We start from the raw sequence: 24,825 nt of genomic DNA on the forward strand, positions 1-24,825 counted from the left end.
TAGGTAATGGAAATATGGCTGGTTAACACTATTCAAAGCATCATTTGCACAAATCAAATAATTGTTGTTCTCTAATTTCGCTTGGCGATTTTCCTGTGTGCTTACGATAGAATTTACTGAAATAGGCCATATTTTCAAATCCCAAGCTATAAGCAATTTCTGAAATAGAAAAATTACTATGTAATAAATACTGGGTACATTCTTTGATTATTCTTTCCGCAATCATTGTAGAGGTAGTTTTTCCAGTAGTATCTTTTACCACTTTATTTAAATGATTAACGTGTATAGACAAACGGTTTGCATAATCGGCAGGAGTGCGCAAACTTAATACTGAATGTGGATAATCAACAGGAAATTGTCTATCCAATAATTCTATAAATAATTCGGTAATACGTTGCGAAGCATTCGGATGTGATTCATATTTATTAGACTCTTGCATTTTTAAAGCTGTATGTATCAACAAATGAAGATAACAACGTAAAACATCATGTTTGTTTGCGTAGTCTGACTGGTTTTCTTCCTGCATTTGTGTGTATATATCCATGACTTTGGCAACTTGTGCGTCATTCAAGAAGAAAACCTTATCTCCAGTAACTTTGAATAATGGTGTATTAGCCAAAGAGCCATTCTTTTCTTCTGACTGAACAAACTGCTCATTGAATATGCAGAACATACCTTTCTGTTCTTCACTAATTGATTCCCAAGCATAAGGGACTAAAGGATTAGAAAATAACATAGCAGGACGATTTACTAAAATCCATTTATCTGCATAATATAGTTTTCCCACACCAATAATCAATGTGACTTTATAAAAATCTCTATAACTGAATTGTACTGTCCCAAAATTACATTGGCGGGAAAGAACATTGAAATATGGGTTCTCCTTAGAGTAGGTTGTACCCAGTTGAGGGTCACAACGCTGGATTCTTTTATAGAACTGTGGAATACTTTCGGACATAATATTCAATATTGTATCGTTAGAGCCCTATAATATTTTTAATTTTTTGTATATTCTCAATGGTTAGATTATCATTATTACATTTAGGACATAATATTGCTTCTGTTTCAAAAAAGAATTCATAATCATCCCGTTTTAGAAAGTACTTATTTTTACAGATAGGACAGGTAAATCGTATTTTCTTATTGAATAATATGAAAATAGAATCTTTTTTTGTGCGAAGATAACTCTCTGTAAATAAGGAAAAACCTATTGTTCTTCTTAGCCTTTTTACAATGCTTAAGTTTTGATTATCGGTGTCTTTTAATATTGAGAATATCAACTTGTCAATAATATCTACTGCATATATAAGTATATATGGGACTACCCAATAATACTGTTTGTAATATAGAGCAAAATCTTCTTCTTGAGAAAAAACAAAATTAAAATTTTGTGGTTCTGTTCGATAATTCTTATTTTTAGTAACAATATGTAAAGCATGATTAGAAATCCCATTAATCCCATATTCGCATAATTTGTTATAACGTAAATCGTGAACAAAATCAGCGTCAAATAAAGGATTTGTTAGGCAATCTACTGCATTCTTAATAACATCCACTTTGTTTATATTTTTACTACTTGGGTCATACGTTTCAACAGTATCTGAATGAAAAAATCTATATATAAAATCAGAACGATTATATAGTAACTGTTCTAATATTAGTAATTCATCTGTAAAGGGTTTACGAATTAATGCATAGGCAACTGTTATTTTTCCTCTTTTTGCACAATATAAAGATTCAAAAACAAAATTGATAAAATCCGACGTTATAGAAAGTATTATATGTTTAGTCAAGATTAATTCTAAATCTTTGTTTTTATTATTCCATGTAAGCCAGTCGATTGCATGAATTTTATTCTTATTCAGTTCGTCCATTCCAGTCTCGCTTCCATCTAAAATTGACTCTGTATGATATAAGTCCTGATAATTTTTTTCTTTATATATTTCCGTTAATTGGTCATATATTACAGCACAAATATCTTGAATTCTATGATAGCATTTAGGCAAGAAAATTTGCTCGTTGGGAGTAATTGCTAATACTGGAGCTGTTTTTTCTGGTTTCATAGGCTATAGATGTTTATAGACAAAGATACAAATAATGAAATGGCATACAATATTCATCTAAAACTATTTTTCTGAAAATAATGATGTCTTTGCATTTTTGTTGTATCTTTGCCCTAACTCAAACAACCACCGCAACACCAAGCAATCTAAAGAATTGCACACGTGGGGTTATTAGTGGGAGAAAGAATTAAGAGCTTGCTAAGATATTGAGTACTTGAAGAATAAAACTAAGGTTCATCTTCCGTACGCACCGCGAAAGCAAATTAAGAACAAATATTTAGCACTGATATTCAATATATTAGTGCTTTTTTTATGTTCTTACCTTTGCTACACTTTTAAAAATAGTGTGCATAATGTGCGACCAACTATTAGTAACCCGTGCGACCAATCCATACGTAACATTCATGTATTCTAACTATTTGATTTGATGAATGTTATATATTAGTTGTCCGTAAGGCTGCTCGTTCCATTGAAATGGTAATAAATATCGTGTTCAGATTGCGTAGCTGGGAAAGTCTGTATTTCTGATAGCATCTGATGAAAATTCTGTATCCTAACAATAAGAATATCGGTTGTTTGTTGTTTTGTATGACAGGATACAAGGAAAGAACGGTATTTTCTTGAATCCCTGCTAAAGAGCGTCCGGACTGCTACCCATACCTAGGGGATATGTCATCATGTACTGTCCCTCCCTTTTTGTTAATTTATTAACCGATATTCATTAGGAGCAAACCCCATTATCTTCTTAAAAAGAAAACTGAAATATTGTATCGAAGGAAATCTGAGCTCATGCACTATTTCGAGGATTCGGGTATAAATATCCGTAAATCGTATACAAGCCGACTTATTCAATCGCGGTAAATTTGCAATCAGAAAATGAACAATGAAAAAATAGAAGATTATGGATCGCAGAAATTTCTTAAGGACGGCATCAAGTTTTGCACTACTCGCGGCCGGAGCTACAACGGGTGTTTCCCGTGTGTTTACCGAATCCCCTATCTCTTCTTTATCAGGAAATTTATCTGATAAAAATACGCCAAATGCGGACGATACGATGGAGTATCGCAAGCTCGGAGAGCTGGACGTATCAGCTATTGGTCTGGGTTGTCTGCCAATGGTGGGATATTACGGTGGGAAGTACGACAAAAAGGATATGATCGCTCTGATTCGCCGGGCATACGACAAAGGTGTCACTTTTTTCGATACGGCGGAGGTTTATGGCCCTTACACCAGCGAAGAGTGGGTCGGCGAAGCACTCGCTCCGTTTCGCGACAAAGTGAAAATCGGAACGAAGTTCGGCTTCGGTGTCGAGGAGAAACAACCGACTGCTATCAATAGCCGTCCCGATCATATTCGTCGGGCGGTGGAGGGCTCTTTGAAACGCCTGCATACTGACCATATCGACCTCTTGTATCAACACCGTGTCGATCCGAAAGTGCCGATGGAAGAGGTGGCCGGAACTGTCAAGGATTTGATGCAGGAGGGCAAAGTGCTGCATTGGGGGCTGTCGGAAGCGAGTGCCCGTTCCATCCGTCGGGCGCATGCCGTCTGCCCGCTTTCCGCCGTGCAGAGCGAGTATGCCATTTGGTGGCGGGAGCCTGAAACCAAAATCTTCCCGACATTGGAAAAACTCGGTATCGGCTTCGTGCCTTATTGTCCGCTGGGGCGTGCGTTTCTCACCGGGATAATCAATGAAAACAGCCGTTTCTACGAGGGAGACCGGCGTTGGAACTTGCCGCAATTCACGCCCGAAGCTTTGAAGCACAATATGCCGCTTATCGCCTTGGTTCGCAAATGGGCCGAGCGCAAGGGAGTGACACTCGCACAATTCGCTTTGCTATGGATGTTATCTCGCAAATCGTGGATTGCTCCGATACCCGGAACGACCAATCCGGCACATTTGGATGACCTGCTCGGTGCGGGAACGGTCCGTCTCTCAGCTTGGGAGATGGAGGAGTTTGATAAGGAGTATGCCAAAATCGATTTGATGGGGCATCGTGCCGATCCGTTCACCGAAAGTCAAATAGATAAATAAATCAATCATGGTAAAAATAATCTTAGGTGTTCTGTCACTGCTTGTCATGTTGTCGTGCAGCACTGCCGTGAAAGAGAACACTACACAACCCGATATAATGGAGACAAACAAGAAAAATCTCGGAAATCTGTTGGCACTCTATCCCAAACCAATGACGGTTGTCGGGGCGGAGGTCGAAGGGAAAGTAAACTGGCTCGTGGTAGGACACACGGGAGTCATCGGCCATGACCGGATACTGGTCAGCATGAGTAAAAGTCATTATACCAATCAAGGTATTAAAAAATCAAAACGACTTTCCGTCAATCTTGTGAGTCGTGAGATGTTACCGAAAGCTGACTATGTAGGAAGTGTAAGTGGTGCGACGGTCGATAAGTCGGAGGTGTTTGCTTACCATATCGGAGAGAACGATACGCCCGTTATAGACGCATCACCACTTACGATGGAGTGTGAAGTGGTGGACATTTATGAAACCGACGGTTTCGACAATTTCATTTGCGCGATAGTCAATACATACGCTGCTTCCGATGTGCTTGACAGCGATGGCAAACTCGACTATACGAAACTAAAACCCGTATTATTTGAGTTTCCGACCTACTCCTACCTTGCGACAGGAGAGATCATCGGCAAATGTCTGAATCCGGATAAGCCGGGTATGTGCGTTAAAGAGCCGATGACGACCGATGGTATCGTACGGCTGTCGAAAATAGAGGTTTATCCGCAGTATCTTGACGAGTATATGAACTATGCGACCGAGGTAGGTGAAATCTCCCTGCGTACCGAACCGGGCGTACTGACGATGTATGCTGTCGGCGAAAAGGAGAATCCCTGTAAAGTAACGATTCTCGAAACCTATGCGAGCCGTGAAGCATACGAGCAGCATATCGCTTCGGAACACTTTCAGAAGTACAAGCAGGGAACGTTGCATATGGTCAAATCGTTGGTATTGTCCGACCAGACACCGCTCAATCCGGCCAACAAACTCAATAACTTCATGCAATAGATAATGTTTTTTATTCAGGTTATTGGAATGGATTCGGAGTGTATCTACAATCATGATTGAATATCTTGAAAAACTAATTATAACGATATTATGGTATGGATTTCAAAGAATTGAATAACGGAGTAAAGATGCCGATACAAGGCTTTGGTGTCTTTCAGATACCCGATGCCACCGAGTGTGAAAGAGTTGTTACCGATGCGCTTGCCGTCGGCTATCGGCTCATCGACACCGCTTCGGTCTATGGAAATGAACGGGCGGTCGGTACGGCTATTCGGAAAAGTGGTATTCCGCGTGAGGAGCTGTTCATCACGACCAAAGCATGGATTTCAGAAATGGGTTATGAACGGACATTGCGGGCATTAGACGCTTCGCTCGCCCGTTTGGGATTGGATTACCTCGACCTCTATCTGATCCACATGCCTTTCGGCGACTATTACGGAGCATGGCGGGCTATGGAAAAACTTTATGCGAAAGGACGTGTGCGGGCTATCGGGGTATGCAATTTCGAGCCGGACAGATTGCTGGATTTATGCCATAATGCTAATGTTATTCCGGCGGTCAATCAGATAGAGGTGCATCCTTATACTCCGCAAACCGATGCGATACGGACCATGCAGGAACTCGGCATACAAGCAGAGGCATGGGGGCCTTTGGCCGAAGGACGGAACGGATTGTTCACGGACGATATTCTGACCGGTATCGCTCGCAAATATGATAAATCGGCAGCACAGGTCGTACTGCGCTGGCACTTACAGCGCGGAGTTGTCGCCATTCCCAAATCGGTACATCGGCAGCGGATGCAAGAAAATTTCAACATCGGGGATTTCATGCTGACACCGGAGGATATGGCCGCAATTGCTTCCATGAATACGGGATACAATACGATTCTCGACCTACGCGCTCCGGAAGAAGTACAGCGACTCTATGGTATTGAGTGTCCTGCATGACAGACATTTTCTCGATTTTTCTGAAGTTCCGGTAATCGATAAGGTTATCGGAACTTTCGTTCCCTTATATCTCTACTGTATTCCGAGAGAGTCTGTCCGGTCTGTTTTTTGAATATACGACTTAAATGTTGCGGGTATTCGAACCCCAAGTCATAAGCGGTCTACGTGATTTGTTCTCCGTTGATAAGTTTACTTTTGGCCATATTGATGATATGACAACGGATGTGCTCTCCGGCTTCATTGGACTGATAAGAAAAGAAAGAGAAGTCTTTGATGTGATTACCCAACAGAGTTCCATGCAACAAGTCCGGAGAGAAGAGTAACGCCCATCCCTTTATAAAGTGCATAGACTGAAAATTGGCTGTGCGTATGCAAGATGGGCGTGACGGTATCGTAATCTATCACGCTGACTAAAGGATACTGGTTGGCATGTCCTACAAAAGTGTTTCCTGACAGGAACCATACTGACAGGTTGTGGGGCAGAACTTCCAACAACGGACAAACAGCTCAAACGGCCGATACACTGCCTGCCATTCTCCGTGTCGTGCTGAACAACGGGATAGAGATGCCGCAGTTGGGTGTCGGCACGTCTACTCTCAAGGAGACTGCCGCAGAGTGTGTGAAACGCGCCATCGGACTGGGATACCGTTTGGTCGATGCGGCGCAAGGCTACGACAACGAGGCCGAAGTGTGGTACGGAATCAAGGAAAGCGGTATCGGCCGGAGTGAAGTGTTCATTATTTCGAAAGTCTCTCCCGATGCCGTACGTAGCGGAAAGGTACGCGAGTCGCTCGACCGGACTATTGAAGCATTCGGGGGAACGTATGTTGACCTGATGCTGATTCATTGGCCGGTAGCCAGAAAGGTCAAGGAGAGATGGAGAATCATGGAAAAGTATGTCGATATGGGGAAGATCCGTGCCATCGGGGTGAGCAACTTCAATCCGCATCACGTGGACGAATTGCTGGCATACGCTCGTATCAAGCCTGTCGTCAACCAGATCAAGATTCATCCCTACATGGAACATCAGGAGGTCGTGGGCAACACTTTTGCCAAAGGTATTCAAGTTCAGTGATGGCCCCGTTGGGACAGGGTAAGATCAATGAAATCTACGATGACGAAGTATTGCAGTATATCATCGACCGCTATCACAAGACGGTACGCCAAGTGGTATTGCGCTTTCAGATCCAGTCGGGTATGGTTATTATCCCAAAAACGACACACATCGAACGTATGAAGGAAAATCTCGAAATGTTCGATAACGAAATGGAGATACTGCGGGCCCTTGACAAAGGACAGCCCCTTATCGGGAATCCCCAAAATCCAGATTTTGTTTCTTCTTCGGTCAATTGGTAACTTCATTCAATCGTTTGGACCAAAGAGCCGGTATCGGAATAATATAATCCACTACTACACGTTAAAACAAAGTTATATTAGGCTTTAGGCAATTTGTGAAGGAATAGGCAACAAGCATAATCCGTAATTTGGGTATGAATACCGGGAATTCGTCTACAAAGCATGTGGCAGATACCATCTATTTTTGCATCAGAGAGATAAAATATTACCTCACCATTACAAGGTGAACTTCAGAACAAAGTAGTTTGAGCCTTGAAGCAAAGTTGTTATGGAGGGTGCTTCGTACTTTTGCGTTGTTACAAGTTGAATATGAATAATAATTAAAAATAAGGAAAGTATGAAAGTAATATCAAATGCAGAATTCGGAGGTGAAAGACCTTTGTTCGAATCACATGACTTACGTTTGGAGAATGTAATTATCCGTGCCGGAGAATCAGCCATCAAGGAATGCAGCAACATCGAAGCCGTTGATTGCCGGTTCGAGGGAAATTATCCCTTCTGGCACGTGCACGGTTTCGTTATCGACCGTTGTTTCTTCGATGTCGGCGGGCGTTCGGCTCTGTGGTACTCCGATAATCTGAAAATGACGAACACACGCATCGACGCCCCCAAGATGTTCCGCGAGATGCACGACATCGAAATTGAGAACGTAGAGATAAAAGATGCCGACGAAGTGTTCTGGCGTTGCAAGAATTTGGACATCAAAAATCTGAAACTGCATGGCGGCACTTATCCGTTCATGTTCAGCAGCAATATCCGTATAGACGGATTGGAGAGTGACAGTAAGTACGTATTCCAGTACGTGAAGAATGTGGAACTGCGCAATGCCAAAATCACCACGAAAGATGCCTTTTGGGAAGTGGAGAATGTGACAATCTACGATTCAGAACTCAACGGTGAATACTTGGGCTGGCATTCGCACAACCTTCGGTTGGTAAACTGTCACATTACCGGCGAGCAGCCGCTCTGCTACGCCCACGACCTCGTATTGGAAAATTGTACGTTCGGCCCCGACTGCGACCGGGCTTTCGAGTACAGTTCGGTGCAGGCGACCATCAAAGGCGCAATAGGTGGGGTGAAGAATCCGCGAACGGGCTGTATCACCGCCGAGAGCTACGGGGAGATTATCCTCGACGAGAATATCAAGGCTCCCGCCGATTGCAAGCTGAAACTCTGGGACGAGAAAACTTGTTTCACAGACTAATGCCCTTGTACATAACCTGATGGGAACAGGAAAGGGAAAGACAGATTACCTGCTATCGCTTATCCGCGAAGGGAAGCAGATGACACTGGGGCAACAGTTGCGCCTGACTGCATACCTCAGTGTCCCTGCCATTATGGCACAGATATCTTCCATCGCCATGCAGTATATCGATGCCTCGATGGTGGGCAGCCTGGGCGCAAATGTCGCTGCCTCTATCGGGCTGGTCTCGACCACGACATGGCTGTTTTGGGAGCTGTGTGCAGCCGCTGCAACGGGCTTCTCCGTTCAAGTAGCGCATAAGATCGGAGCCGGGGATTTTGTGGGAGCCCGAAAGATACTCCGCCAGTCGATTGCTGCCACATTGGTTTTCAGCTCATTGTTGGTGGCTGTCGGCATTTCCATCAGTGGTATGCTTCCCGGCTGGTTGGGCGGTGATGAAGTAATACGGAGCGATTCATCCCTCTACTTTTGGATATTCGCACTTTTCCTTCCTGCCTTGCAGTTGAATTTCCTTGCGGGTGGCATGTTGCGATGCAGTGGAAATATGCGTGTGCCCTGTATGCTGAACGTGCTGATGTGTCTTCTGGATATCGTGTTCAACTTCTTCCTGATTTTCCCTTCGAGGCAGGTGGAATGGTTCGGAGTGACATTTACCACTCCCGGCGCAGGCTTGGGCGTGGAAGGCGCAATATTGGGAACGGTGCTGGCCGAACTCATCACTGCCGGCGGGATGATGTGGTATCTTTGCCGTCGCTCGCCCATGCTGAGACTGTCCGGAGAACGGGGAAGTTTCCTGCCTCGGAAAGAGACACTGAGTAAGGCTTTCCGCATCTCCCTGCCGATGGGATTCGAGCACATGGCCATTTGTGGAGCGCAGATCGCAACGACGGTGATTGTCGCACCACTTGGTATCATTGCCATTGCCGCCAACTCGTTCGCCATCACTGCCGAAAGTCTCTGCTATATGCCCGGCTACGGTATCTCGGAGGCTGCCACGACGTTGGTCGGCCAGAGCCTCGGAGCAAACCGTATCCGGTTGCTCCGTCGTTTTGCCAATATTACCGTCTGGTCGGGAATGCTGATTATGGGTGTCATGGGAACGCTGATGTATATGGCGGCTCCGCAAATCATAGGAGTGATGACCCCGGTAGAGGAAATTCGCACGTTGGGAATCGAGATTCTGCGGATAGAAGCCTTTGCGGAGCCGATGTTCGCGGCGTCTATCGTAGCCTACGGTATATTCGTGGGTGTGGGTAATACATTCGTACCCAGTCTGATGAACTTCGGCAGCATTTGGGGCGTGCGACTGACACTGGCGGCATGGCTCGCCCCCACGATGGGACTACGCGGCGTGTGGTTTGCCATGTGCATTGAGCTTTGTTTCCGGGGGGTAATCTTCCTCGCGAGACTTTGGGGCAGTAACTGGATTTATAAATTACGAATAAATAGATAAGTTATGAGATACGATTTCGATACGATTGTCCCGCGTCGCGGGACGAACTCCTACAAATGGGACACTCCCGAAGAGGAAAATGTACTGCCCATGTGGGTGGCGGATATGGATTTCCGTACCGCACCCGCCATTATCGATGCCCTGCAAAAGCGGGTGGAGCACGGCATTTTCGGCTATACAAAAGTGCCCGAAACCTATTACGATGCGGTCGTCTGGTGGTTTGAAGACCGCCATCGTTGGCGGATAGATCCCCGGTGGATTATCTATACAAGCGGTGTCGTGCCGGCTCTGTCGGCCATTATCAAAGCCCTGACCGTACCGGGCGACAAAGTAATCGTCCAGACTCCGGCATACAACTGTTTCTATTCGTCAATTCGCAATGACGGGTGCGAACTGTCGGCCAATAACCTCGTTTACCGGAACGGTCGCTACTCAATCGACTTCGACGACTTTGAAGCGAAAGCGGCCGACCCGAAGGCGAAACTGCTGTTGTTGTGTAATCCTCACAATCCGGTCGGGCGGGTCTGGACACCGGAAGAACTGCGGCATATCGGTGACATCTGTTTGCGCAACGGAGTGTTTGTTGTGGCAGATGAAATTCATTGCGAACTGACCTACGAGGGACACGACTATACGCCTTTTGCCTCCCTCTCCGAACGCTTCCAGCAAAACTCCATCACTTGCGTTTCACCGAGCAAGGCGTTCAACCTTGCCGGACTGCAAATCGCCAACATCATTGCGGCCGATGATGATGTACGTCGTCGTATCGACCGTGCCATCAATATCAATGAGGTGTGCGACGTCAACCCGTTCGGCGTGATCGCTACGATAGCCGCTTACAACGAGGGTGGCGAGTGGCTCGATGCTTTGCGAAAATACCTGCGAGGGAATTATGAATATCTATGCCATTTTTTCGCCGAAAGGCTGCTGCAATATCCCGTATTGCCGCTCGAAGGAACTTATTTGGTCTGGATAGACTGCCGGGCACTCGGTATCGGTTCGGACGCCACGACCCTGCGCCTGCAAGAGCAGCAGAAACTGATGGTCAATTCCGGCACGATGTACGGCCCCGGTGGCGAAGGGTTCATCCGCCTGAATATCGCCTGCCCCCGTGCGTTGCTTGCCGACGGACTGGAAAGGATGGCGCGTGTATTGGAATACAGTTAAAAGATTGGAATCGAGTATTTGGGTATAAATATCCGTAAATCGTCTACAAGCGGATCATTTTGAACCGTGTAATTTTGCAATGTGAATTAGAAATTGAATAACGAAAAAAGAAATTGGATATGGAAAAATTACCATCAATAGCATTAGGAACATGGTCGTGGGGTACGGGATTCGCCGGAGGCGACCGGGTATTCGGGAACAATCTCGGAGTGGAAGAACTGAAACCCGTATTCGACGAGGCGATGGCCAACGGGCTGAACCTGTGGGATTCCGCCGTGGTATATGGCATGAGAGTTTCGGAAACGGTGCTTTCGACATTTACGAAGAACTGCAAGCGGGAGGATGTGTTTATCTCGACCAAGTTCACACCGCAGATTGCTGGCGATTCGGAGAACCCGGTAGCGGATATGCTGGCAGGAAGCCTCGATCGTTTCGCCACCGATTACATCGACATTTACTGGATACACAATCCGGCCGACGTGGAGAAATGGACGCCTTATCTTATCCCGTTGGTAAAAAGCGGCAAGGTAAAACGGATTGGTGTATCTAATCACAACCTTGCGCAAATCAAGCGTGCGGAGGAGATTCTCTCGAAAGAAGGGGTACATATCTTTGCTGTACAGAACCATTACAGCCTGCTGTATCGTTCTTCGGAGAAAGCCGGTATTCTGGACTATTGCAAGGAGAACGGTATCGACTTCTGGGCTTACATGGTATTGGAGCAAGGAGCGTTGAGCGGGAAATACGATACCGCGCAGCCGTTACCCGCCGGTAGCCAGCGTGGGGAAACTTACAATCCGTTGTTGCCGCAAATTGAGAAACTTGTTGCCGTGATGCGCACAGTCGGCAATAAATATGGTATCACACCGGCACAAGTCGCTCTGGCGTGGGCGATAGCGAAAGGCACGACACCGATTATCGGCGTGACGAAACCCTCGCAAGTGCAGGATGCCTTGCAAGCGACAAAAGTTTTCTTGACTGCCGACGAAATGAAGGCATTGGAAGAAGCTGCCGAAAGTACCGGTGTCGATACGAGAGGTTCGTGGGAAATGCCGATGGTTTAAGAAAGGAGGAATGGGTATGAAGTGTTATTTGATCGGTTTATTGAGTATGCTGTCCGTACATGCCGCTATGGGGCAACAGGCGATAGACGTGCATTGTTATAATATACTTCCCGCGTTCAAGGAACTGTTGGACAGGCACGGGGCAGCTTTGGAAGAAACTTTCCCGCTTCCGGATTGGGATGTGGCTTCTCATCTGAAATTCATGGAAGAGGCGAGTATCGAAACATCCGTCCTTTCGATGCCTGCTCCCCAACCGTGGTTCGGCGATGCGGAAGAGAGCCGCCGTGCGGTCAGGCAATACAACGAGGCGTGCGCCCGGCTGAAAGCGGATTATCCCGGCAAATTCCTCTTCTGTGCTTCATTGCCCCTGCCCGATGTGGACGCGGCTATCAAGGAAGCGGTCTATGCACTCGACACGCTCGGCGCGGACGGCATCAAGCTGGCTACCAACAGCCGGGGACAGTACGTAGGCGATGCGGCACTCGATACGTTGATGCAAGTACTGAACGAGCGCCATGCCGTCGTGATGCTGCATCCGCACAAACCTTCGCCCGTAAACGACGGAATCATCGCGACGGCACCGCTGGCCGTTTACGAATATCCGGCCGAGACGACCCGTACCGTCGTCAATCTGATTGCCCGGAATGTTCCGGCCCGGTATCCGAATCTGAAGTTCGTCGTACCGCATTGCGGTTCATTTCTGCCGCTGGCCCTTCCGCGCATGAAGGCGGTATATCCGGTCATGGCGGCGAAAGGGCTTATGGAACCGATTGACTGGGATGCCAATCTGAAGGCGTTCTATTATGACCTTGCAGGAGGTGCAACACCTGAAGTTGTTAAGGCTCTGCTGACCATAACCACCCCCGACCGGTTGCTTTATGGCTCGGATTATCCATACCAGCCGGCAACAGTTCTGACAGGAAATTTGAAACAATTGCGAACGTGGATAACCGATGATGCCGAGCTCACACCTTTTGCGGAAAAAATCCTGCATGACAACGCCCTTAAACTGTTTGGTAAATAAAAATGAGTAAACAGATAAAAATGAGTAATATGAAGAAAGAGGTAATGATATTGACCGGTGCCGGTCAGATAGGAATGGCGATAGCCCGCCGTATGGGATATGGGAAAAAGATCATTGTCGGAGACCTGAACCCGGAGAGTGCCGAGGCTGTTTGCCGTATATTGAATGAGGCGGGATTTGATGCAGTACCCGTCGAAATGAATCTCTCTTCAAGGGAGTCCATTTTGAACTTGATTGCGGTTGCACGGGAACATGGTGAAATTTCAATGCTCGTCAATGCGGCGGGCGTATCACCGAGTCAGGCTTCCATCGAAACGATTCTGAAAGTCGATCTGTACGGAACGGCTGTCTTGCTCGAAGAAGTGGGGAAGGTTATTAAAGAGGACGGTGTCGGGGTGACGATTTCCAGCCAGTCGGGACATCGGATGCCCGCGCTGACCATCGAGGAGGATATGCTACTGGCCACGACTCCTACCGAAGAATTGCTCTCGCTCGACATGCTGCAACCGGATAGTATCGAGGATACGTTACATGCCTATCAGATGGCCAAGCGTTGTAACGTGAAACGTGTAATGGCCGAAGCTGTGAAATGGGGCGAGCGCGGGGCAAGAATCAACTCCATTTCACCGGGTATCATCGTAACCCCCTTGGCTATCGACGAGTTCAACGGGCCGCGAGGTGATTTTTACAAAAACATGTTCGCCAAATGTCCGGCAGGACGCCCCGGAACCGCGGACGAGGTTGCCAATGTTGCCGAACTGTTGATGAGCGACAGAGGGGCATTTATCACGGGAGCGGACTTTCTGATCGATGGTGGTGCTACGGCATCGTATTTTTATGGCCCGTTGAAACCATAATGTGTTGTACTGTAATCTGTAAGGTAACCGCTGTCATACAATGTCAAGCGTACAAAAATATTTTATCCATTTTGCAAATTTGAGCCTTACAACAAAGACTTTATGGTTGGAATACGTTGTATTTGTAAAAATTAAAAACTGACAATATGGAACGATTAGATGTATTCGATTGCTCGAACGTGCTTATAGCGAGTTATTTCACCGATGACCGGGGATGCGCCCATGAAAACAGGGAGCATACGCTTATTTATCTGTGCTCCGGTGAATTGGAGATAGAAGAGCGTGGCAAGAAAACCGTGTTGCATCCGGGGGATTGCGCTTTCATGCGGCGCGATAACCGGATGTGGTTACAGAAAAAGGTTGAGGACGGAAAGCCTTACCGTTCTGTCGTACTGAAGTTCTCAAGACCGTTTCTAAGAGAATTTTACCAGACGCTTAACCGGCAACAGATTCCGACCGATTCCGAACGTGAGAAGGTAAGCCTGCGTGTGTTGCCCAGTAACAGGCCTGATATCCGTTCGCTGTTCGAATCCGTCATTCCTTATTTCGATGCAGGCGAAAAACCGTCCGAAGACGTACTGAAGCTGAAAATGGTAGAAGGGATATATGTACTGCTTAATACTGACCGGAATCTTTATGCTTCGCTGTTCGACTTCGTGGAGCCGTGGAAAATCGACATTCTTGACTATCTGAACGAGAACTATATGTGTGATCTCTCTTTGGAGGAAATCGCAAGTTACACGGGACGCAGCCTGGCTACCTTCAAGCGGGACTTTGCCAAAGTCAGTAATCTGACACCGCAAAAGTGGATTGTCAAACGCCGTTTGGAGGCCGCACACGGCCTGATAAAATCAGGTAAAAAGAAAGTGACGGAAGCTTGCTTCGATGTGGGTTTCAAGAACCTGTCGCATTTCTCCAAGATATACAAGGAGGCTTATGGTGTCGCTCCTTCCTGGTAAGATGAACTTCAGAACAAAACAGTTTGAGCCTTACAGCAAAGCTGTTGTGGAATAATACCTGTACTTTTGTATCGGAAACAGGAAAGACATGTCGGTTGTCTTGGAAATGTCGAACTAAAAATCATATCGTATGAAAACAAAAGTAGCATCATTAGCTTTATTATTGACTTTAATTTTTCCGATCATGGCAAAATCACAAGTAAAAATTCAACAGACTGCCGGACGCGATGCGCTCGGAGAATTTGCCCCCGAATTTGCACGTTTGAACGATGATATTCTTTTCGGGGAAGTGTGGAGCCGGAACGATCTGCTTTCGCTCCGCGATCGTTCCATCGTAACCGTAGTGGCCCTGATGTCGCAGGGACTGACCGATTCCTCGTTCAAGTACCATCTCGAATCGGCGAAGAAGAACGGAGTGACCCGAACCGAGATAGCCGAAATACTCACCCATGCCGCATTCTACGCGGGCTGGCCGAAAGCGTGGGCGGCTTTCCGTATGGCAAAAGAAGTTTGGACCGACGGTAATGCCGACAGCGTAGCGGCAAGTTCGCTCGAAGCGTATGCGCAAACCATCATTTTCCCTGTGGGGAACCCCAACGATGCCTACGCCAAGTATTTCATCGGTCAAAGTTACACGGCTCCCGTAGTAACGGACGGAGTCCCCGTGGTAAATGTGACCTTCGAACCGGGCTGCCGCAACAACTGGCATGTGCACAAGGCAACAAAAGGCGGCGGTCAGACACTCGTATGCGTGGGCGGTCGCGGCTACTATCAGGAATGGGGCAAAGAGCCGGTGGAACTGCGTCCCGGGGATGCTATCAATATTCCGGCAGGCGTGAAACATTGGCACGGGGCGGCTCCCGACAGCTGGTTTTCGCATTTAGCCATCGAAGTGCCCGGTGAGAACAACAGTACCGAATGGCTGGAACCTGTCGGTGATGAAGAATATTCTAAATTAAAATGACATGAAACAGTTAGTATTGATACTTATGAGCCTGCTTACTTTCAGTTGCCCGTCGAAAGCACAAAAACAGACAGCGGATACCGACAGGCCGTCCGACAAGAAAATCCTTGTAGCCTATTTCTCCTGCACGGGGACGACAGAGAAAGTGGCAATCGCTATCGCAAAAGAGACTGGCGGTAAACTTTACCGGATTACTCCGGCTACGGCCTACACTTCGTCGGATCTTGACTGGAACGACAAAGCGAGCCGCAGTTCGGTGGAGATGACAGACGAAAAATCACGTCCTGCATTGGGTGGAGAAACGATTGATCTGAAAGATTACGATGTGGTGTTCCTCGGTTATCCGCTATGGTGGGACTTGTGTCCGCGTCCGGTCAATACCTTTCTTGAGAAATATGATTTCGCGGGTAAAGCCGTTATTCCTTTTGCCACTTCGGGTGGCAGTTCAATCACGGGTAGCGTGAAACAACTCAAGAAACTCTATCCCAAAATCGAATGGGAAGAAGGCCGACTGTTCAACGGTGGTACGGCAAACGTCGCCGGATGGTCGAAGCAGATTATTGAAAAACTCTAAAAACGACAGATATGGAAAATTTCGCATATTATACTCCGACCCGTTTGATTTTCGGGAAAGGGCTCGCCATCATCACACCGAGATGGATGCGACATATCCTCAACGACCACACGCTGGAACGTTTTGTGAAGTTCAGTGTGGATATTTACGGTTTGCTCCGCTTACGGAAAAGGACATTTATGAAATACTTGAAGCATCATTGTAGAATATACGAGGAATATAATCGCGGACGGATTTTCGGACAAGGAGTCTGTCTGTTTATTATTTATTATAAATGATATGGAAGAATTCAGAATAGACTGCCTGTACCAGACGGAAGAAGAACTGGTAGTAACAAAAGAGTTACGGCAAAATATCTTCCGGTTGAATCATACGATGCCGGATACGGAGGAATATCGTGAATTATTGCACAAGGTTTTTCCGCATCTCGGAGAGAATTGCCGTATCGAAACACCGTTTTCGGGTGTCCGTACCGCTAACGTGAAGTTCGGACGTAATGTGATTGTCATGCCGGGCTGTCTGATGATATCGGCGGGAGGCATTACCATCGGTGAGAATGCTGTGGTCGGAGCCGGCAGTGTTGTCATGCATGATGTAGAGCCAAATACCCTTGTCGCGGGCAATCCCGCCAAATTTATTCGTAAGATAAAACCATGATTGGATGAAACAGAAAATGATTATATGTATATCCATTTTTATAGTATTGGTTCTTACCGTTATTATCGTTTTGAACCATCCGGCTTTCGGCCGTACTCCTCGTGGAGAACGACTGGTACGGATCGAACGTTCTCCGAACTACAAAAAGGGGCAATTCGTAAATCAGGAACCGACTCCGTTTATGACCACCGATAAAAGCCGGTGGCGGATCATGTGGGACAACCTGACGGAAAAGAAACCGGACAATCTTGTTCCGTCCGAAAGCATCCATGCGGTCAAGACCGACCTGAAACAATTGGACCTGTCGAAAGATGCCGTCGTATGGTTCGGCCACTCGTCTTACCTGCTGATTAACGGCGGTAAGAAAATATTGGTCGATCCGGTGCTGACGACGGGGTTCCCGGCCTCTCTTATGATGAAGCCTTTCAAGGGGACGGACATTTACTCGCCGGAAGACATCCCGGAGGTGGATTACCTTATCATCACGCACGACCATTACGACCACCTCGATTACGGGACTGTGAAAGCGATACGTGACAAAGTGGACAAAGTCATCTGTCCGCTCGGTGTGGGGGAACATCTTGAATACTGGGGATATTCTGCAGAGAAGATTGTCGAAATGGACTGGAATGAAGTATATACCTCCGAACCCGGCTTTCGGATTACGTGTTTGCCTGCCCGCCATTTTTCAGGCCGGTTCCTTCGGCAGAATCCCTCGTTGTGGGCTTCATTCATGCTCGAAGGGCACTCTACGGTCTATATTGGCGGTGATAGCGGCTACGGCGCTCATTTCTCGGAAATCGGCAAACGGTTTCCGCATATCGACCTTGCCATCCTCGAAAACGGGCAATACAACGAAGACTGGCGGTATATACATACGATGCCCGAACAGCTTCCGGTAGAGGTTCACGAACTGGATGCGGCTAAAGTCCTTCCGGTGCACAACAGCAAATTTTCACTGTCCCGTCACGCATGGGACGAACCGATCCACCGCATCGAACAAGCAGCAACAAAGGACAGCAGCCTGCATGTAATACATGGTATCATCGGTAGTCCCATAACCTATTGAAATAGTCCATAAGATACATCCTGTTCCTTTTTTAACAAAATGAACTTCTTGACAAAGAACGTTGAGCCTCGCAGCAAAGTTGTTGCGGGGCTCAATTCGTAATTTTGCACCAGAACATTAAAGCAAATCGTTATGGATTCAAAAAATATGGGAACAATCAGCAACACGGACTATGGAGGAGAATAGCCGTTGGTCCGGATTTCGCAACCTCCAATTGGAAAATGCAGTTCTTGCATTTGAATATTCCAATTTTGCAGGTCTAAATTGGACATATAGCGAGTATCAAGAATTCCGGTGAGGAGGGCTATTCTGATCGGCAGTATCGATGAGATTATACCGGACGAATTTATATCGTTCCCAGGTTTAAATGGCCATAGTAGCCACCGAATTTATATGGCAGTCTCGTTATCCGTTTCAGGCAATTTACTTTTACTCCAGTGTTTTCATCTCACCTGAAAACGGAAGACCTGGCTGCCATTTCATCTCTTTACACTGATTGTAGCGTGCGGTCATGACCGGAAAGTCAGATTTTCGATTGCGGTCTTTTTACCAGCCATCGACTCTTTACTATCCGGTATATCCCTGGTTACAATACTGCCATTATTATGTTACAGCCCTGACGTGGCGTGATGCTTATATATCTCAAACATGAAAAAAGGGAATTTATGATTAATGAGAAATACCAAATGACCTTGGATGATACCCTCGTGCTAAGAAGTATATCCATATTGATTATTATTTTGCATAATTATATTCACCGGTTTTCAAATGTCGTACTTGAAAATCAGCATGTATATTATCCTGAAAGAAATAAGGAGCTTATAGATAGTTTCCTTGAATTTGATTCCGGTTTATTCCTGGATTTGATTTCCCACTATGGGCATTATGGAGTACCGGTATTCGTTTTTCAAAGTGGATATGGTCTGGTCATGAAATATGAGAAAAAAGAGGTCTCCTTAAAATTTCGAAAGTTTATGAAGAGGCATGCCGACAAACTTTGGCTGCTTCTGTTACCGGATCATGCATGCTCGGAATAAACCAAGACTTCCCTTGTCTATCTATTTTGGGGTATACATTTCTAAACATATTGTTTGCGTGGGAATATGAAAGACTTCTACTGTGGTGCAAAAACAGAATCGTATTCAAACAGAGGGAATAATATATGGATCTGGAAGGAAATTTATATTGTAAAATATCCAATGGTATTATTTTAACAAATTGAACTTTATAACAAAGCAGAATGAGCTTTGCAGCAAAATTGTTGCGGGACTCTCTTCGTAACTTTGCATCAGAACATTAAAACAAAAGAATCATGGAAACAATGAATGAAAAGGTAGCAATGGTAACGGGTGCATCGGCAGGTATCGGGCTGGCCTCGGCAGAAGCATTTGCAAAAGCGGGTGCAACCGTAGTATTGGTGGACATCAATGAACCGAAAGAACAAGCCGGGAAGTTGGTTTCAGAAGGGTATAAAGCTGTGGCATATCGCTGCGATGTGTCCGACACGCGGGCTGTAAAGGAGATGATCGACTGGACCGTTGCGACTTACGGCAGACTGGACGCTGCATTGAACAATGCCGGGATACAGACCCCGCAACGACCGATGGCCGAGATTACCGACGAGGAGTTCGACCGTACGGTAGCTGTCGATCTGAAAGGTGTCTGGAACTGCATGCGTTACGAGATTATCCAGATGCTGCAACAAGGCGGTGGTGCTATTGTCAATACCTCATCGCAAGGCGGCGTTACGGGATTCCCCGGACAAGCGGCCTATATCGCCTGCAAGCATGCGGTAATCGGTCTGACCCGTACGGCTGCCATCGACTACTCGGCAAAAGGAATCCGTATCAATGCCGTCTGTCCGGGTGTGATCCGAACACCTATGGCCGAAGAACTGATACGGCGTAACCCTGATCTGGAAAAGGAACTGGTTCGTGATATTCCTGCCGGACGTCTCGGTAAGCCGGAAGAGATAGCCAATGCCGTATTGTGGCTTTGCTCATCGCAGGCAAGTTTCGTAGACGGGTACGCCCTTTTAGTGGACGGGGCATTTTCCATCCATTAAGTTATAATGCATAAAACATAAAATCATGGAAGAAAACAATAAAATGGATATCAGCCGTCGTGGATTTCTCAAGACGGCTGCATTGGCAGGAGCTGCAATGGCCATGCCTTCGGGATTGGGCAAAGTATTCGCTTCAGAAGCGAAACAAACGGAAACATCCGATGTGGATACCGATGCAGCCCATATCAAGGGACATCGTGTATTGGGTACGGGTAAGGCTGCCTTCGAGGTGTCAGCACTCGGCTTCGGCGTGATGGGCATGACTTACAACCGCAGCCAACACCCGGATAAGAAAGAGTGTATCCGATTGTTGCATGAAGCGGTGGATCGCGGTGTAACGCTCTTCGATACGGCTATCATTTATGGACCATTGACCAATGAGAACCTGGCAGGAGAAGCGCTGTCCGAATTCAAGGGACGGATTAACGTAACGACTAAATTCGGGCATGAAGTCATCGACGGCAAAGGAACCGGTCGTCAGGACAGCCGTCCGGCAACCATCCGCCGCTATTGCGAGGAGTCGCTTCGCCGATTGAGACTCGAATCACTGCCGATGTTCTACCAGCATCGTGCAGACCCGAACACCCCGGCCGAGGAGGTGGCGGCTACCATTGCCGACTTGATCAAGGAAGGTAAAGTGCAACGCTGGGGTATGTGCGAGGTCAGTGCCGAAACAATCCGTAAGGCCCACGCCATTTGTCCGCTGACAGCTATCCAAAGCGAGTACCATCTGATGCACCGCCTGGTGGAAGAAAACGGCGTTCTCAATGTATGCCGGGAGTTGGGTATCGGCTTTGTACCGTATAGTCCGATTAACCGTGGTTTTTTGGGAGGTTGCATCAACGAATATACGGTCTTCGATGTAAACAACGACAACCGTCAGACCTTGCCGCGTTTCCAGCCGGAAGCGATGCGTGCGAATACCCGCATCGTAAATGCGCTGCAAGCTTTTGGTCGTACACGGAGCATGACCTCGGCACAGGTGGCTCTTGGCTGGTTGCTTCAGAAAGCACCGTGGATCGTACCGATTCCGGGAACGACAAAACTGTCTCATCTGGAGGAAAACCTGCGCACACTCGACTTCAACATCAGCTCTGGGGAGTGGAAAGAGTTAGAGGATGCCGTGGCTGCTATTCCCGTTGTGGGAGACCGGTACAATGCGGAACAGCAACGTCAGGTAGGCCGATAAAGAATCAGTAAATAAGGTAGTATAATCCGTAATTTGTCTACCGGCAGAGCGGAGAAGCTGCCTTACTTTTGCATTATAAATAAAAACCAAGAATATGAGACCATATATAATCAGTCACATGATGACTTCGGTCGATGGCCGCATCGACTGCCCGATGGTCGGGCAACTGAGTACGGATGAATATTACATAGCCTTGGAAAAACTGGGGCCTTGCTCGAAACTGTCAGGACGAATAACTACCGCACTCGAATGTTCCGCCGTCAAAGGGGAAAGTACCCCCATGGAGGGAACTTCAATAGGTCATAAATCCGTATATGTCGCCAGTAAATCGGACGAATATACGATCATTGTCGATACCTATGGGAAACTGCGCTGGCAGGAGGGGGAAGCTGACGGGTATCCTCTACTTTGTATTGTCAGTGAACGGGTGTCCGAGGAATATCTGGAAACGCTGCGCACATTGGGTATTTCGTGGATTGCCGCCGGTGCGGAACGCATTGACTTGCCGGGAGCGATGGAGCTGCTTCACGAACATTTCGGCGTCGAACGCTTGGCGATTGTCGGGGGAGGGCATATCTGTGGCGGTTTCCTGGAGGCCGGACTGATTGACGAAGTAAGTATTATGGTAGCTCCGGGTATTGATGGTCGCAAGGGACAGACGGCGGTTTTCGATGGAATTTCCCGTATGGAATGTAACCCGTACAAGCTGAAATTAGAGAGTGTGGAACAATGGGAAACAGATATTGTCTGGCTCCGCTATAAAATAAAATAATACGGCTATGAAGTTACAAGCAATCGCCATATTGACGTTCCTGATCTTTGAGAATGTCATGGCACAAGAAACGACAACAACAAAATATATAAATTCAACCGATATGGAAGCATTGAAATTGACGCAGGAATGGGATAAGACCTTTCCGCAGAGTGATAAGGTGGAACATACGAAAATCACGTTTCACAACCGTTACGGCATTACGCTTGCCGCAGACCTTTACAAGCCGAAAAATACGCAAGGACGTCTGGCAGCCATTGCCGTCAGTGGCCCTTACGGTGCGGTGAAAGAACAAGTGTCAGGCCGTTATGCCCAGACACTTGCCGAACGAGGCTTTCTGACCATTGCTTTCGATCCCTCCTATTACGGCGAAAGTGGTGGTACACCTCGCTATCTTACGTCACCCGAAATCAGTACGGAGGATTTCAGCGCGGCAGTCGATTATCTGACATCCCGTGCGGATGTCGATCCGGAACGTATCGGAATCTTAGGCATCTGCGGTTGGGGCGGGTTTGCACTTAATGCTGCGGCCAATGACCCTCGTATCAAAGCGACGGTAACATCCACTATGTATGATATGAGCCGGGTAAATGCCAACGGGTATTTCGACGCCATGAGCTCCGATGACCGTTACAAATTGCGCGAACAACTCAACGCACAGCGTACTGAGGATTATCGTGATGACAGCTATGTACGCGATGGTGGCGTACTTGACCCCGTAACGGACGATACTCCGCAATTCGTCAAGGAGTATCACGACTACTACAAGACGGAACGAGGCTACCATCGCCGTTCACCGAACTCCAACGAGGGAATCACGAAAACCAGCGTATTGTCATTCATCAATATGCCACTGCTCACCTATATCAGCGAAATCCGCAGTGCCGTGTTGATGATTCATGGAGAAAAAGCTCATTCCCGCTATTTCAGCGAGGATGCCTACAAACGGCTGACGGGTAGTAACAAGGAACTGTTGATTATACCCGGAGCCAACCATGTCGATTTATACGATAATCTCAACGTGATTCCGTTCGACAAGATAGATGCTTTCTTTAAGAATGCCTTAAAGGAGAAATAGGCTTTAAATTTTTAGTAAAATTTGGTAGGAATTTTCTCCACTCATGCTTGTGAGAATCCGGTAAAAGAAAGAATCAATGAATAAGGAAATAGACATAAAAGACATGGCACCCGTGAAGGCCTCGGAACGCCATGTCATCCTCGATGCTCTAAGAGGATTTGCATTGCTGGGAATCTGCTTTGCCAACTTTCCGGAATTCTCGCTTTACACTTTTCAAAAACCGGAAATTACGGAGGCTATGCCTACGGCGGAAATAGACAAGATAGTCCGCTTTCTTCAATACCTTTTCGTGGACGGTAAGTTCTACACCATATTCTCGCTGCTGTTCGGTATCGGATTCTCAATCATAATCAGCAACGCGGTTAAAAAGGGAACGGACGGATTCCGTATTTTTTACCGGCGGATGATTGTTCTGGCCGCCATTGGTTTTCTGCATCTGATGTTTATCTGGAGTGGGGACATCTTGTTGTTGTATGCCTTATTGGGCATGTTGCTCCCTCTTTTCCGGCATGTTTCGGACAGAGTGTTGCTGGGGACTTCCGCTGTCTTATTGCTACTTCCTATTCTGATTGATTGGTTGGCCGGTACATTCGGAGTGTCCCGGTCGGCTCCCGCAGTGCGAATGCAACAGCACTATTGCAATTTATATGGTATAACGGAATATAACTTCGGAATCTGGCTACGCGACGCGGAAAACTACGGAGGGGTCTTTCAATTCCTGGTACAAGGTGCATGGGTGCGCTTGCAGGAATTTATCGACGGCAATCGCTATTTTAAGGTATTGGGATTGTTCTTATTGGGCTTCTACATCGGACGAAAGCAAATATACGCCGATCTTGAGGCCAATCGGGTACTACTGAAAAAAACGGTGACATACGGTTTTCTGCTGGGACTTCCCCTATCCGTTCTCTATGCCTGGAGTGCGGTAAACGGGCATCCTTTCGGAACGACTGCACACACCGCCATCTATACGGCAAGTGTCTATCCTTTAGGTTTTGCATACGTTTCTGCTATCTGTCTCCTGTATCTGCATGGTAGAGAGTGGTGCTTGTGGCGCTGTCTTGCCGCTCCGGGGAGAATGGCACTGACTAATTACGTGGGACAGTCGGTATGGGGCATGGTTCTCTTCTACGGTATCGGCTTCGGACTGGGGGCCGGCATTGGATTGACAGGAACAGAATCCATAGCTTTCTACGTCTTTCTTGTCCAGATGGCATTCAGTGTCCTATGGCTCTCCTATTTCCGCTTTGGGCCTCTGGAATGGGGCTGGCGGATGCTGACTTATGGGAAGTGGTTAAAAATAAGGAAATAAAGTAATTCAATAATAA

At 46.9% G+C, this 24,825-nt stretch carries 26 protein-coding genes; 22 read left to right on the forward strand and 4 right to left on the reverse strand.

Annotated elements, in window-relative coordinates:
* Positions 1 to 40: 40 nt before the first annotated feature.
* The 3 genes from BF9343_RS09960 to BF9343_RS23945 form a co-directional block, all read right to left on the reverse strand.
* Positions 41 to 958: a helix-turn-helix domain-containing protein gene (locus BF9343_RS09960; RefSeq protein ID WP_041926219.1), complete on the reverse strand. Its 918-nt coding sequence runs from the start codon at positions 956 to 958 to the stop codon at positions 41 to 43.
* A 19-nt stretch (positions 959 to 977) separates the two neighbouring features.
* Positions 978 to 2,063 (reverse strand): hypothetical protein, encoded by a 1,086-nt coding sequence (locus tag BF9343_RS09965; protein WP_010992865.1) that lies wholly within the window; start codon positions 2,061 to 2,063, stop codon positions 978 to 980.
* A gap of 699 nt (positions 2,064 to 2,762) precedes the next feature.
* Positions 2,763 to 2,858 carry an AraC family transcriptional regulator gene (locus BF9343_RS23945; protein ID WP_224223220.1) on the reverse strand — a complete coding sequence of 32 codons (96 nt, stop codon included), beginning with the start codon at positions 2,856 to 2,858 and terminating at the stop codon, positions 2,763 to 2,765.
* Positions 2,859 to 2,964: 106 nt separating this feature from the next.
* Between BF9343_RS23945 and BF9343_RS09970 the strand changes: the two genes are divergently transcribed.
* From BF9343_RS09970 to BF9343_RS09980, 3 genes are all read left to right on the forward strand, one after another.
* The gene (locus BF9343_RS09970) at positions 2,965 to 4,098 is read left to right on the forward strand and encodes an aldo/keto reductase (protein WP_005787280.1); all 1,134 of its coding nucleotides are present in this window, start codon (positions 2,965 to 2,967) and stop codon (positions 4,096 to 4,098) included.
* 7 nt (positions 4,099 to 4,105) lie between these two features.
* Positions 4,106 to 5,098 carry a flavin reductase gene (locus BF9343_RS09975; protein WP_005787282.1) on the forward strand — a complete coding sequence of 331 codons (993 nt, stop codon included), beginning with the start codon at positions 4,106 to 4,108 and terminating at the stop codon, positions 5,096 to 5,098.
* A gap of 95 nt (positions 5,099 to 5,193) precedes the next feature.
* Positions 5,194 to 6,045 (forward strand): aldo/keto reductase, encoded by an 852-nt coding sequence (locus tag BF9343_RS09980; protein ID WP_005803327.1) that lies wholly within the window; start codon positions 5,194 to 5,196, stop codon positions 6,043 to 6,045.
* Between the two features lie 161 nt (positions 6,046 to 6,206).
* Here the strand turns inward: BF9343_RS09980 and BF9343_RS09985 are convergent, their stop codons facing one another.
* A complete protein-coding gene (locus BF9343_RS09985; RefSeq protein WP_010992868.1) occupies positions 6,207 to 6,392 on the reverse strand; it encodes a hypothetical protein in 186 nt (61 codons plus the stop codon).
* Positions 6,393 to 6,469: 77 nt separating this feature from the next.
* Here BF9343_RS09985 and BF9343_RS09990 point away from each other — a divergent pair, with 77 nt between their 5' ends.
* From BF9343_RS09990 to BF9343_RS10085, 19 genes are all read left to right on the forward strand, one after another.
* Complete coding sequence (locus BF9343_RS09990; RefSeq protein WP_224223162.1) at positions 6,470 to 7,120, forward strand: aldo/keto reductase; 651 nt, start codon at positions 6,470 to 6,472, stop codon at positions 7,118 to 7,120.
* Positions 7,120 to 7,401, forward strand: a complete 282-nt coding sequence (locus BF9343_RS09995; protein WP_005817818.1) for a hypothetical protein — start codon at positions 7,120 to 7,122, stop codon at positions 7,399 to 7,401. The genes BF9343_RS09990 and BF9343_RS09995 overlap by 1 nt, the downstream gene beginning before the upstream one ends.
* A 337-nt stretch (positions 7,402 to 7,738) precedes the next feature.
* The gene (locus BF9343_RS10000; protein ID WP_005787290.1) at positions 7,739 to 8,605 is read left to right on the forward strand and encodes a DUF3737 family protein; all 867 of its coding nucleotides are present in this window, start codon (positions 7,739 to 7,741) and stop codon (positions 8,603 to 8,605) included.
* Between the two features lie 19 nt (positions 8,606 to 8,624).
* A complete protein-coding gene (locus BF9343_RS10005; RefSeq protein WP_010992869.1) occupies positions 8,625 to 10,058 on the forward strand; it encodes an MATE family efflux transporter in 1,434 nt (477 codons plus the stop codon).
* Positions 10,059 to 10,061: 3 nt separating this feature from the next.
* Entirely contained in the window at positions 10,062 to 11,225 is a 1,164-nt protein-coding gene (locus BF9343_RS10010) for a MalY/PatB family protein (RefSeq protein WP_008659993.1), read from the forward strand.
* Positions 11,226 to 11,344: 119 nt separating this feature from the next.
* Positions 11,345 to 12,289: an aldo/keto reductase gene (locus tag BF9343_RS10015; protein ID WP_010992870.1), complete on the forward strand. Its 945-nt coding sequence runs from the start codon at positions 11,345 to 11,347 to the stop codon at positions 12,287 to 12,289.
* A 16-nt stretch (positions 12,290 to 12,305) separates the two neighbouring features.
* Complete coding sequence (locus tag BF9343_RS10020) at positions 12,306 to 13,313, forward strand: amidohydrolase family protein (protein ID WP_032574396.1); 1,008 nt, start codon at positions 12,306 to 12,308, stop codon at positions 13,311 to 13,313.
* Positions 13,314 to 13,342: 29 nt separating this feature from the next.
* Entirely contained in the window at positions 13,343 to 14,170 is an 828-nt protein-coding gene (locus BF9343_RS10025) for an SDR family oxidoreductase (RefSeq protein ID WP_005787301.1), read from the forward strand.
* Positions 14,171 to 14,316: 146 nt separating this feature from the next.
* Positions 14,317 to 15,129 carry an AraC family transcriptional regulator gene (locus BF9343_RS10030; protein WP_010992873.1) on the forward strand — a complete coding sequence of 271 codons (813 nt, stop codon included), beginning with the start codon at positions 14,317 to 14,319 and terminating at the stop codon, positions 15,127 to 15,129.
* A 130-nt stretch (positions 15,130 to 15,259) separates the two neighbouring features.
* Positions 15,260 to 16,093, forward strand: a complete 834-nt coding sequence (locus BF9343_RS10035) for a carboxymuconolactone decarboxylase family protein (protein WP_005787306.1) — start codon at positions 15,260 to 15,262, stop codon at positions 16,091 to 16,093.
* Between the two features lies 1 nt (position 16,094).
* Complete coding sequence (locus BF9343_RS10040; protein ID WP_010992874.1) at positions 16,095 to 16,667, forward strand: flavodoxin; 573 nt, start codon at positions 16,095 to 16,097, stop codon at positions 16,665 to 16,667.
* An 11-nt stretch (positions 16,668 to 16,678) separates the two neighbouring features.
* Positions 16,679 to 16,945 (forward strand): hypothetical protein, encoded by a 267-nt coding sequence (locus BF9343_RS23670; protein WP_005787312.1) that lies wholly within the window; start codon positions 16,679 to 16,681, stop codon positions 16,943 to 16,945.
* 1 nt (position 16,946) lies between these two features.
* On the forward strand, positions 16,947 to 17,324 hold the full coding sequence (locus BF9343_RS10050; protein ID WP_010992875.1) for an LbetaH domain-containing protein: 378 nt from the start codon (positions 16,947 to 16,949) through the stop codon (positions 17,322 to 17,324).
* A gap of 4 nt (positions 17,325 to 17,328) precedes the next feature.
* The gene (locus tag BF9343_RS10055) at positions 17,329 to 18,393 is read left to right on the forward strand and encodes an MBL fold metallo-hydrolase (RefSeq protein ID WP_005787318.1); all 1,065 of its coding nucleotides are present in this window, start codon (positions 17,329 to 17,331) and stop codon (positions 18,391 to 18,393) included.
* A gap of 1,312 nt (positions 18,394 to 19,705) precedes the next feature.
* Positions 19,706 to 20,458, forward strand: coding sequence for an SDR family NAD(P)-dependent oxidoreductase (locus BF9343_RS10065; RefSeq protein ID WP_010992877.1), 753 nt, complete (start codon positions 19,706 to 19,708; stop codon positions 20,456 to 20,458).
* A gap of 25 nt (positions 20,459 to 20,483) precedes the next feature.
* The gene (locus tag BF9343_RS10070) at positions 20,484 to 21,647 is read left to right on the forward strand and encodes an aldo/keto reductase (RefSeq protein WP_032575440.1); all 1,164 of its coding nucleotides are present in this window, start codon (positions 20,484 to 20,486) and stop codon (positions 21,645 to 21,647) included.
* A 94-nt stretch (positions 21,648 to 21,741) separates the two neighbouring features.
* On the forward strand, positions 21,742 to 22,419 hold the full coding sequence (locus BF9343_RS10075) for a dihydrofolate reductase family protein (RefSeq protein WP_005794283.1): 678 nt from the start codon (positions 21,742 to 21,744) through the stop codon (positions 22,417 to 22,419).
* Positions 22,420 to 22,426: 7 nt separating this feature from the next.
* Entirely contained in the window at positions 22,427 to 23,497 is a 1,071-nt protein-coding gene (locus tag BF9343_RS10080; RefSeq protein WP_010992879.1) for an alpha/beta hydrolase, read from the forward strand.
* A gap of 76 nt (positions 23,498 to 23,573) precedes the next feature.
* Positions 23,574 to 24,809 (forward strand): DUF418 domain-containing protein, encoded by a 1,236-nt coding sequence (locus BF9343_RS10085; RefSeq protein WP_010992880.1) that lies wholly within the window; start codon positions 23,574 to 23,576, stop codon positions 24,807 to 24,809.
* Positions 24,810 to 24,825 lie beyond the last annotated feature (16 nt).

The sequence above is a fragment of the Bacteroides fragilis NCTC 9343 genome (genome assembly GCF_000025985.1).
In the GTDB taxonomy this organism is placed as follows: Bacteria; Bacteroidota; Bacteroidia; order Bacteroidales; family Bacteroidaceae; genus Bacteroides; species Bacteroides fragilis.

What these genes read in the sequence shown, in the direction of transcription:
- BF9343_RS09960 (WP_041926219.1), bottom strand. Translation starts at nt 958, where the DNA reads ATGTCCGAAAGTATTCCACAGTTCTATAAAAGAATCCAGCGTTGTGAC.
- BF9343_RS10030 (WP_010992873.1), top strand. Translation starts at nt 14,317, where the DNA reads ATGGAACGATTAGATGTATTCGATTGCTCGAACGTGCTTATAGCGAGT.
- BF9343_RS10015 (WP_010992870.1), top strand. Translation starts at nt 11,345, where the DNA reads ATGGAAAAATTACCATCAATAGCATTAGGAACATGGTCGTGGGGTACG.
- BF9343_RS10005 (WP_010992869.1), top strand. Translation starts at nt 8,625, where the DNA reads ATGGGAACAGGAAAGGGAAAGACAGATTACCTGCTATCGCTTATCCGC.
- BF9343_RS10080 (WP_010992879.1), top strand. Translation starts at nt 22,427, where the DNA reads ATGAAGTTACAAGCAATCGCCATATTGACGTTCCTGATCTTTGAGAAT.
- BF9343_RS10035 (WP_005787306.1), top strand. Translation starts at nt 15,260, where the DNA reads ATGAAAACAAAAGTAGCATCATTAGCTTTATTATTGACTTTAATTTTT.
- BF9343_RS10070 (WP_032575440.1), top strand. Translation starts at nt 20,484, where the DNA reads ATGGAAGAAAACAATAAAATGGATATCAGCCGTCGTGGATTTCTCAAG.
- BF9343_RS09970 (WP_005787280.1), top strand. Translation starts at nt 2,965, where the DNA reads ATGGATCGCAGAAATTTCTTAAGGACGGCATCAAGTTTTGCACTACTC.
- BF9343_RS10000 (WP_005787290.1), top strand. Translation starts at nt 7,739, where the DNA reads ATGAAAGTAATATCAAATGCAGAATTCGGAGGTGAAAGACCTTTGTTC.
- BF9343_RS23670 (WP_005787312.1), top strand. Translation starts at nt 16,679, where the DNA reads ATGGAAAATTTCGCATATTATACTCCGACCCGTTTGATTTTCGGGAAA.
- BF9343_RS09965 (WP_010992865.1), bottom strand. Translation starts at nt 2,063, where the DNA reads ATGAAACCAGAAAAAACAGCTCCAGTATTAGCAATTACTCCCAACGAG.
- BF9343_RS10085 (WP_010992880.1), top strand. Translation starts at nt 23,574, where the DNA reads ATGAATAAGGAAATAGACATAAAAGACATGGCACCCGTGAAGGCCTCG.
- BF9343_RS09980 (WP_005803327.1), top strand. Translation starts at nt 5,194, where the DNA reads ATGGATTTCAAAGAATTGAATAACGGAGTAAAGATGCCGATACAAGGC.
- BF9343_RS10025 (WP_005787301.1), top strand. Translation starts at nt 13,343, where the DNA reads ATGAAGAAAGAGGTAATGATATTGACCGGTGCCGGTCAGATAGGAATG.
- BF9343_RS10065 (WP_010992877.1), top strand. Translation starts at nt 19,706, where the DNA reads ATGGAAACAATGAATGAAAAGGTAGCAATGGTAACGGGTGCATCGGCA.
- BF9343_RS10020 (WP_032574396.1), top strand. Translation starts at nt 12,306, where the DNA reads ATGAAGTGTTATTTGATCGGTTTATTGAGTATGCTGTCCGTACATGCC.
- BF9343_RS09985 (WP_010992868.1), bottom strand. Translation starts at nt 6,392, where the DNA reads ATGCACTTTATAAAGGGATGGGCGTTACTCTTCTCTCCGGACTTGTTG.
- BF9343_RS10040 (WP_010992874.1), top strand. Translation starts at nt 16,095, where the DNA reads ATGAAACAGTTAGTATTGATACTTATGAGCCTGCTTACTTTCAGTTGC.
- BF9343_RS10050 (WP_010992875.1), top strand. Translation starts at nt 16,947, where the DNA reads ATGGAAGAATTCAGAATAGACTGCCTGTACCAGACGGAAGAAGAACTG.
- BF9343_RS09995 (WP_005817818.1), top strand. Translation starts at nt 7,120, where the DNA reads ATGGCCCCGTTGGGACAGGGTAAGATCAATGAAATCTACGATGACGAA.
- BF9343_RS10055 (WP_005787318.1), top strand. Translation starts at nt 17,329, where the DNA reads ATGAAACAGAAAATGATTATATGTATATCCATTTTTATAGTATTGGTT.
- BF9343_RS10075 (WP_005794283.1), top strand. Translation starts at nt 21,742, where the DNA reads ATGAGACCATATATAATCAGTCACATGATGACTTCGGTCGATGGCCGC.
- BF9343_RS09975 (WP_005787282.1), top strand. Translation starts at nt 4,106, where the DNA reads ATGGTAAAAATAATCTTAGGTGTTCTGTCACTGCTTGTCATGTTGTCG.
- BF9343_RS10010 (WP_008659993.1), top strand. Translation starts at nt 10,062, where the DNA reads ATGAGATACGATTTCGATACGATTGTCCCGCGTCGCGGGACGAACTCC.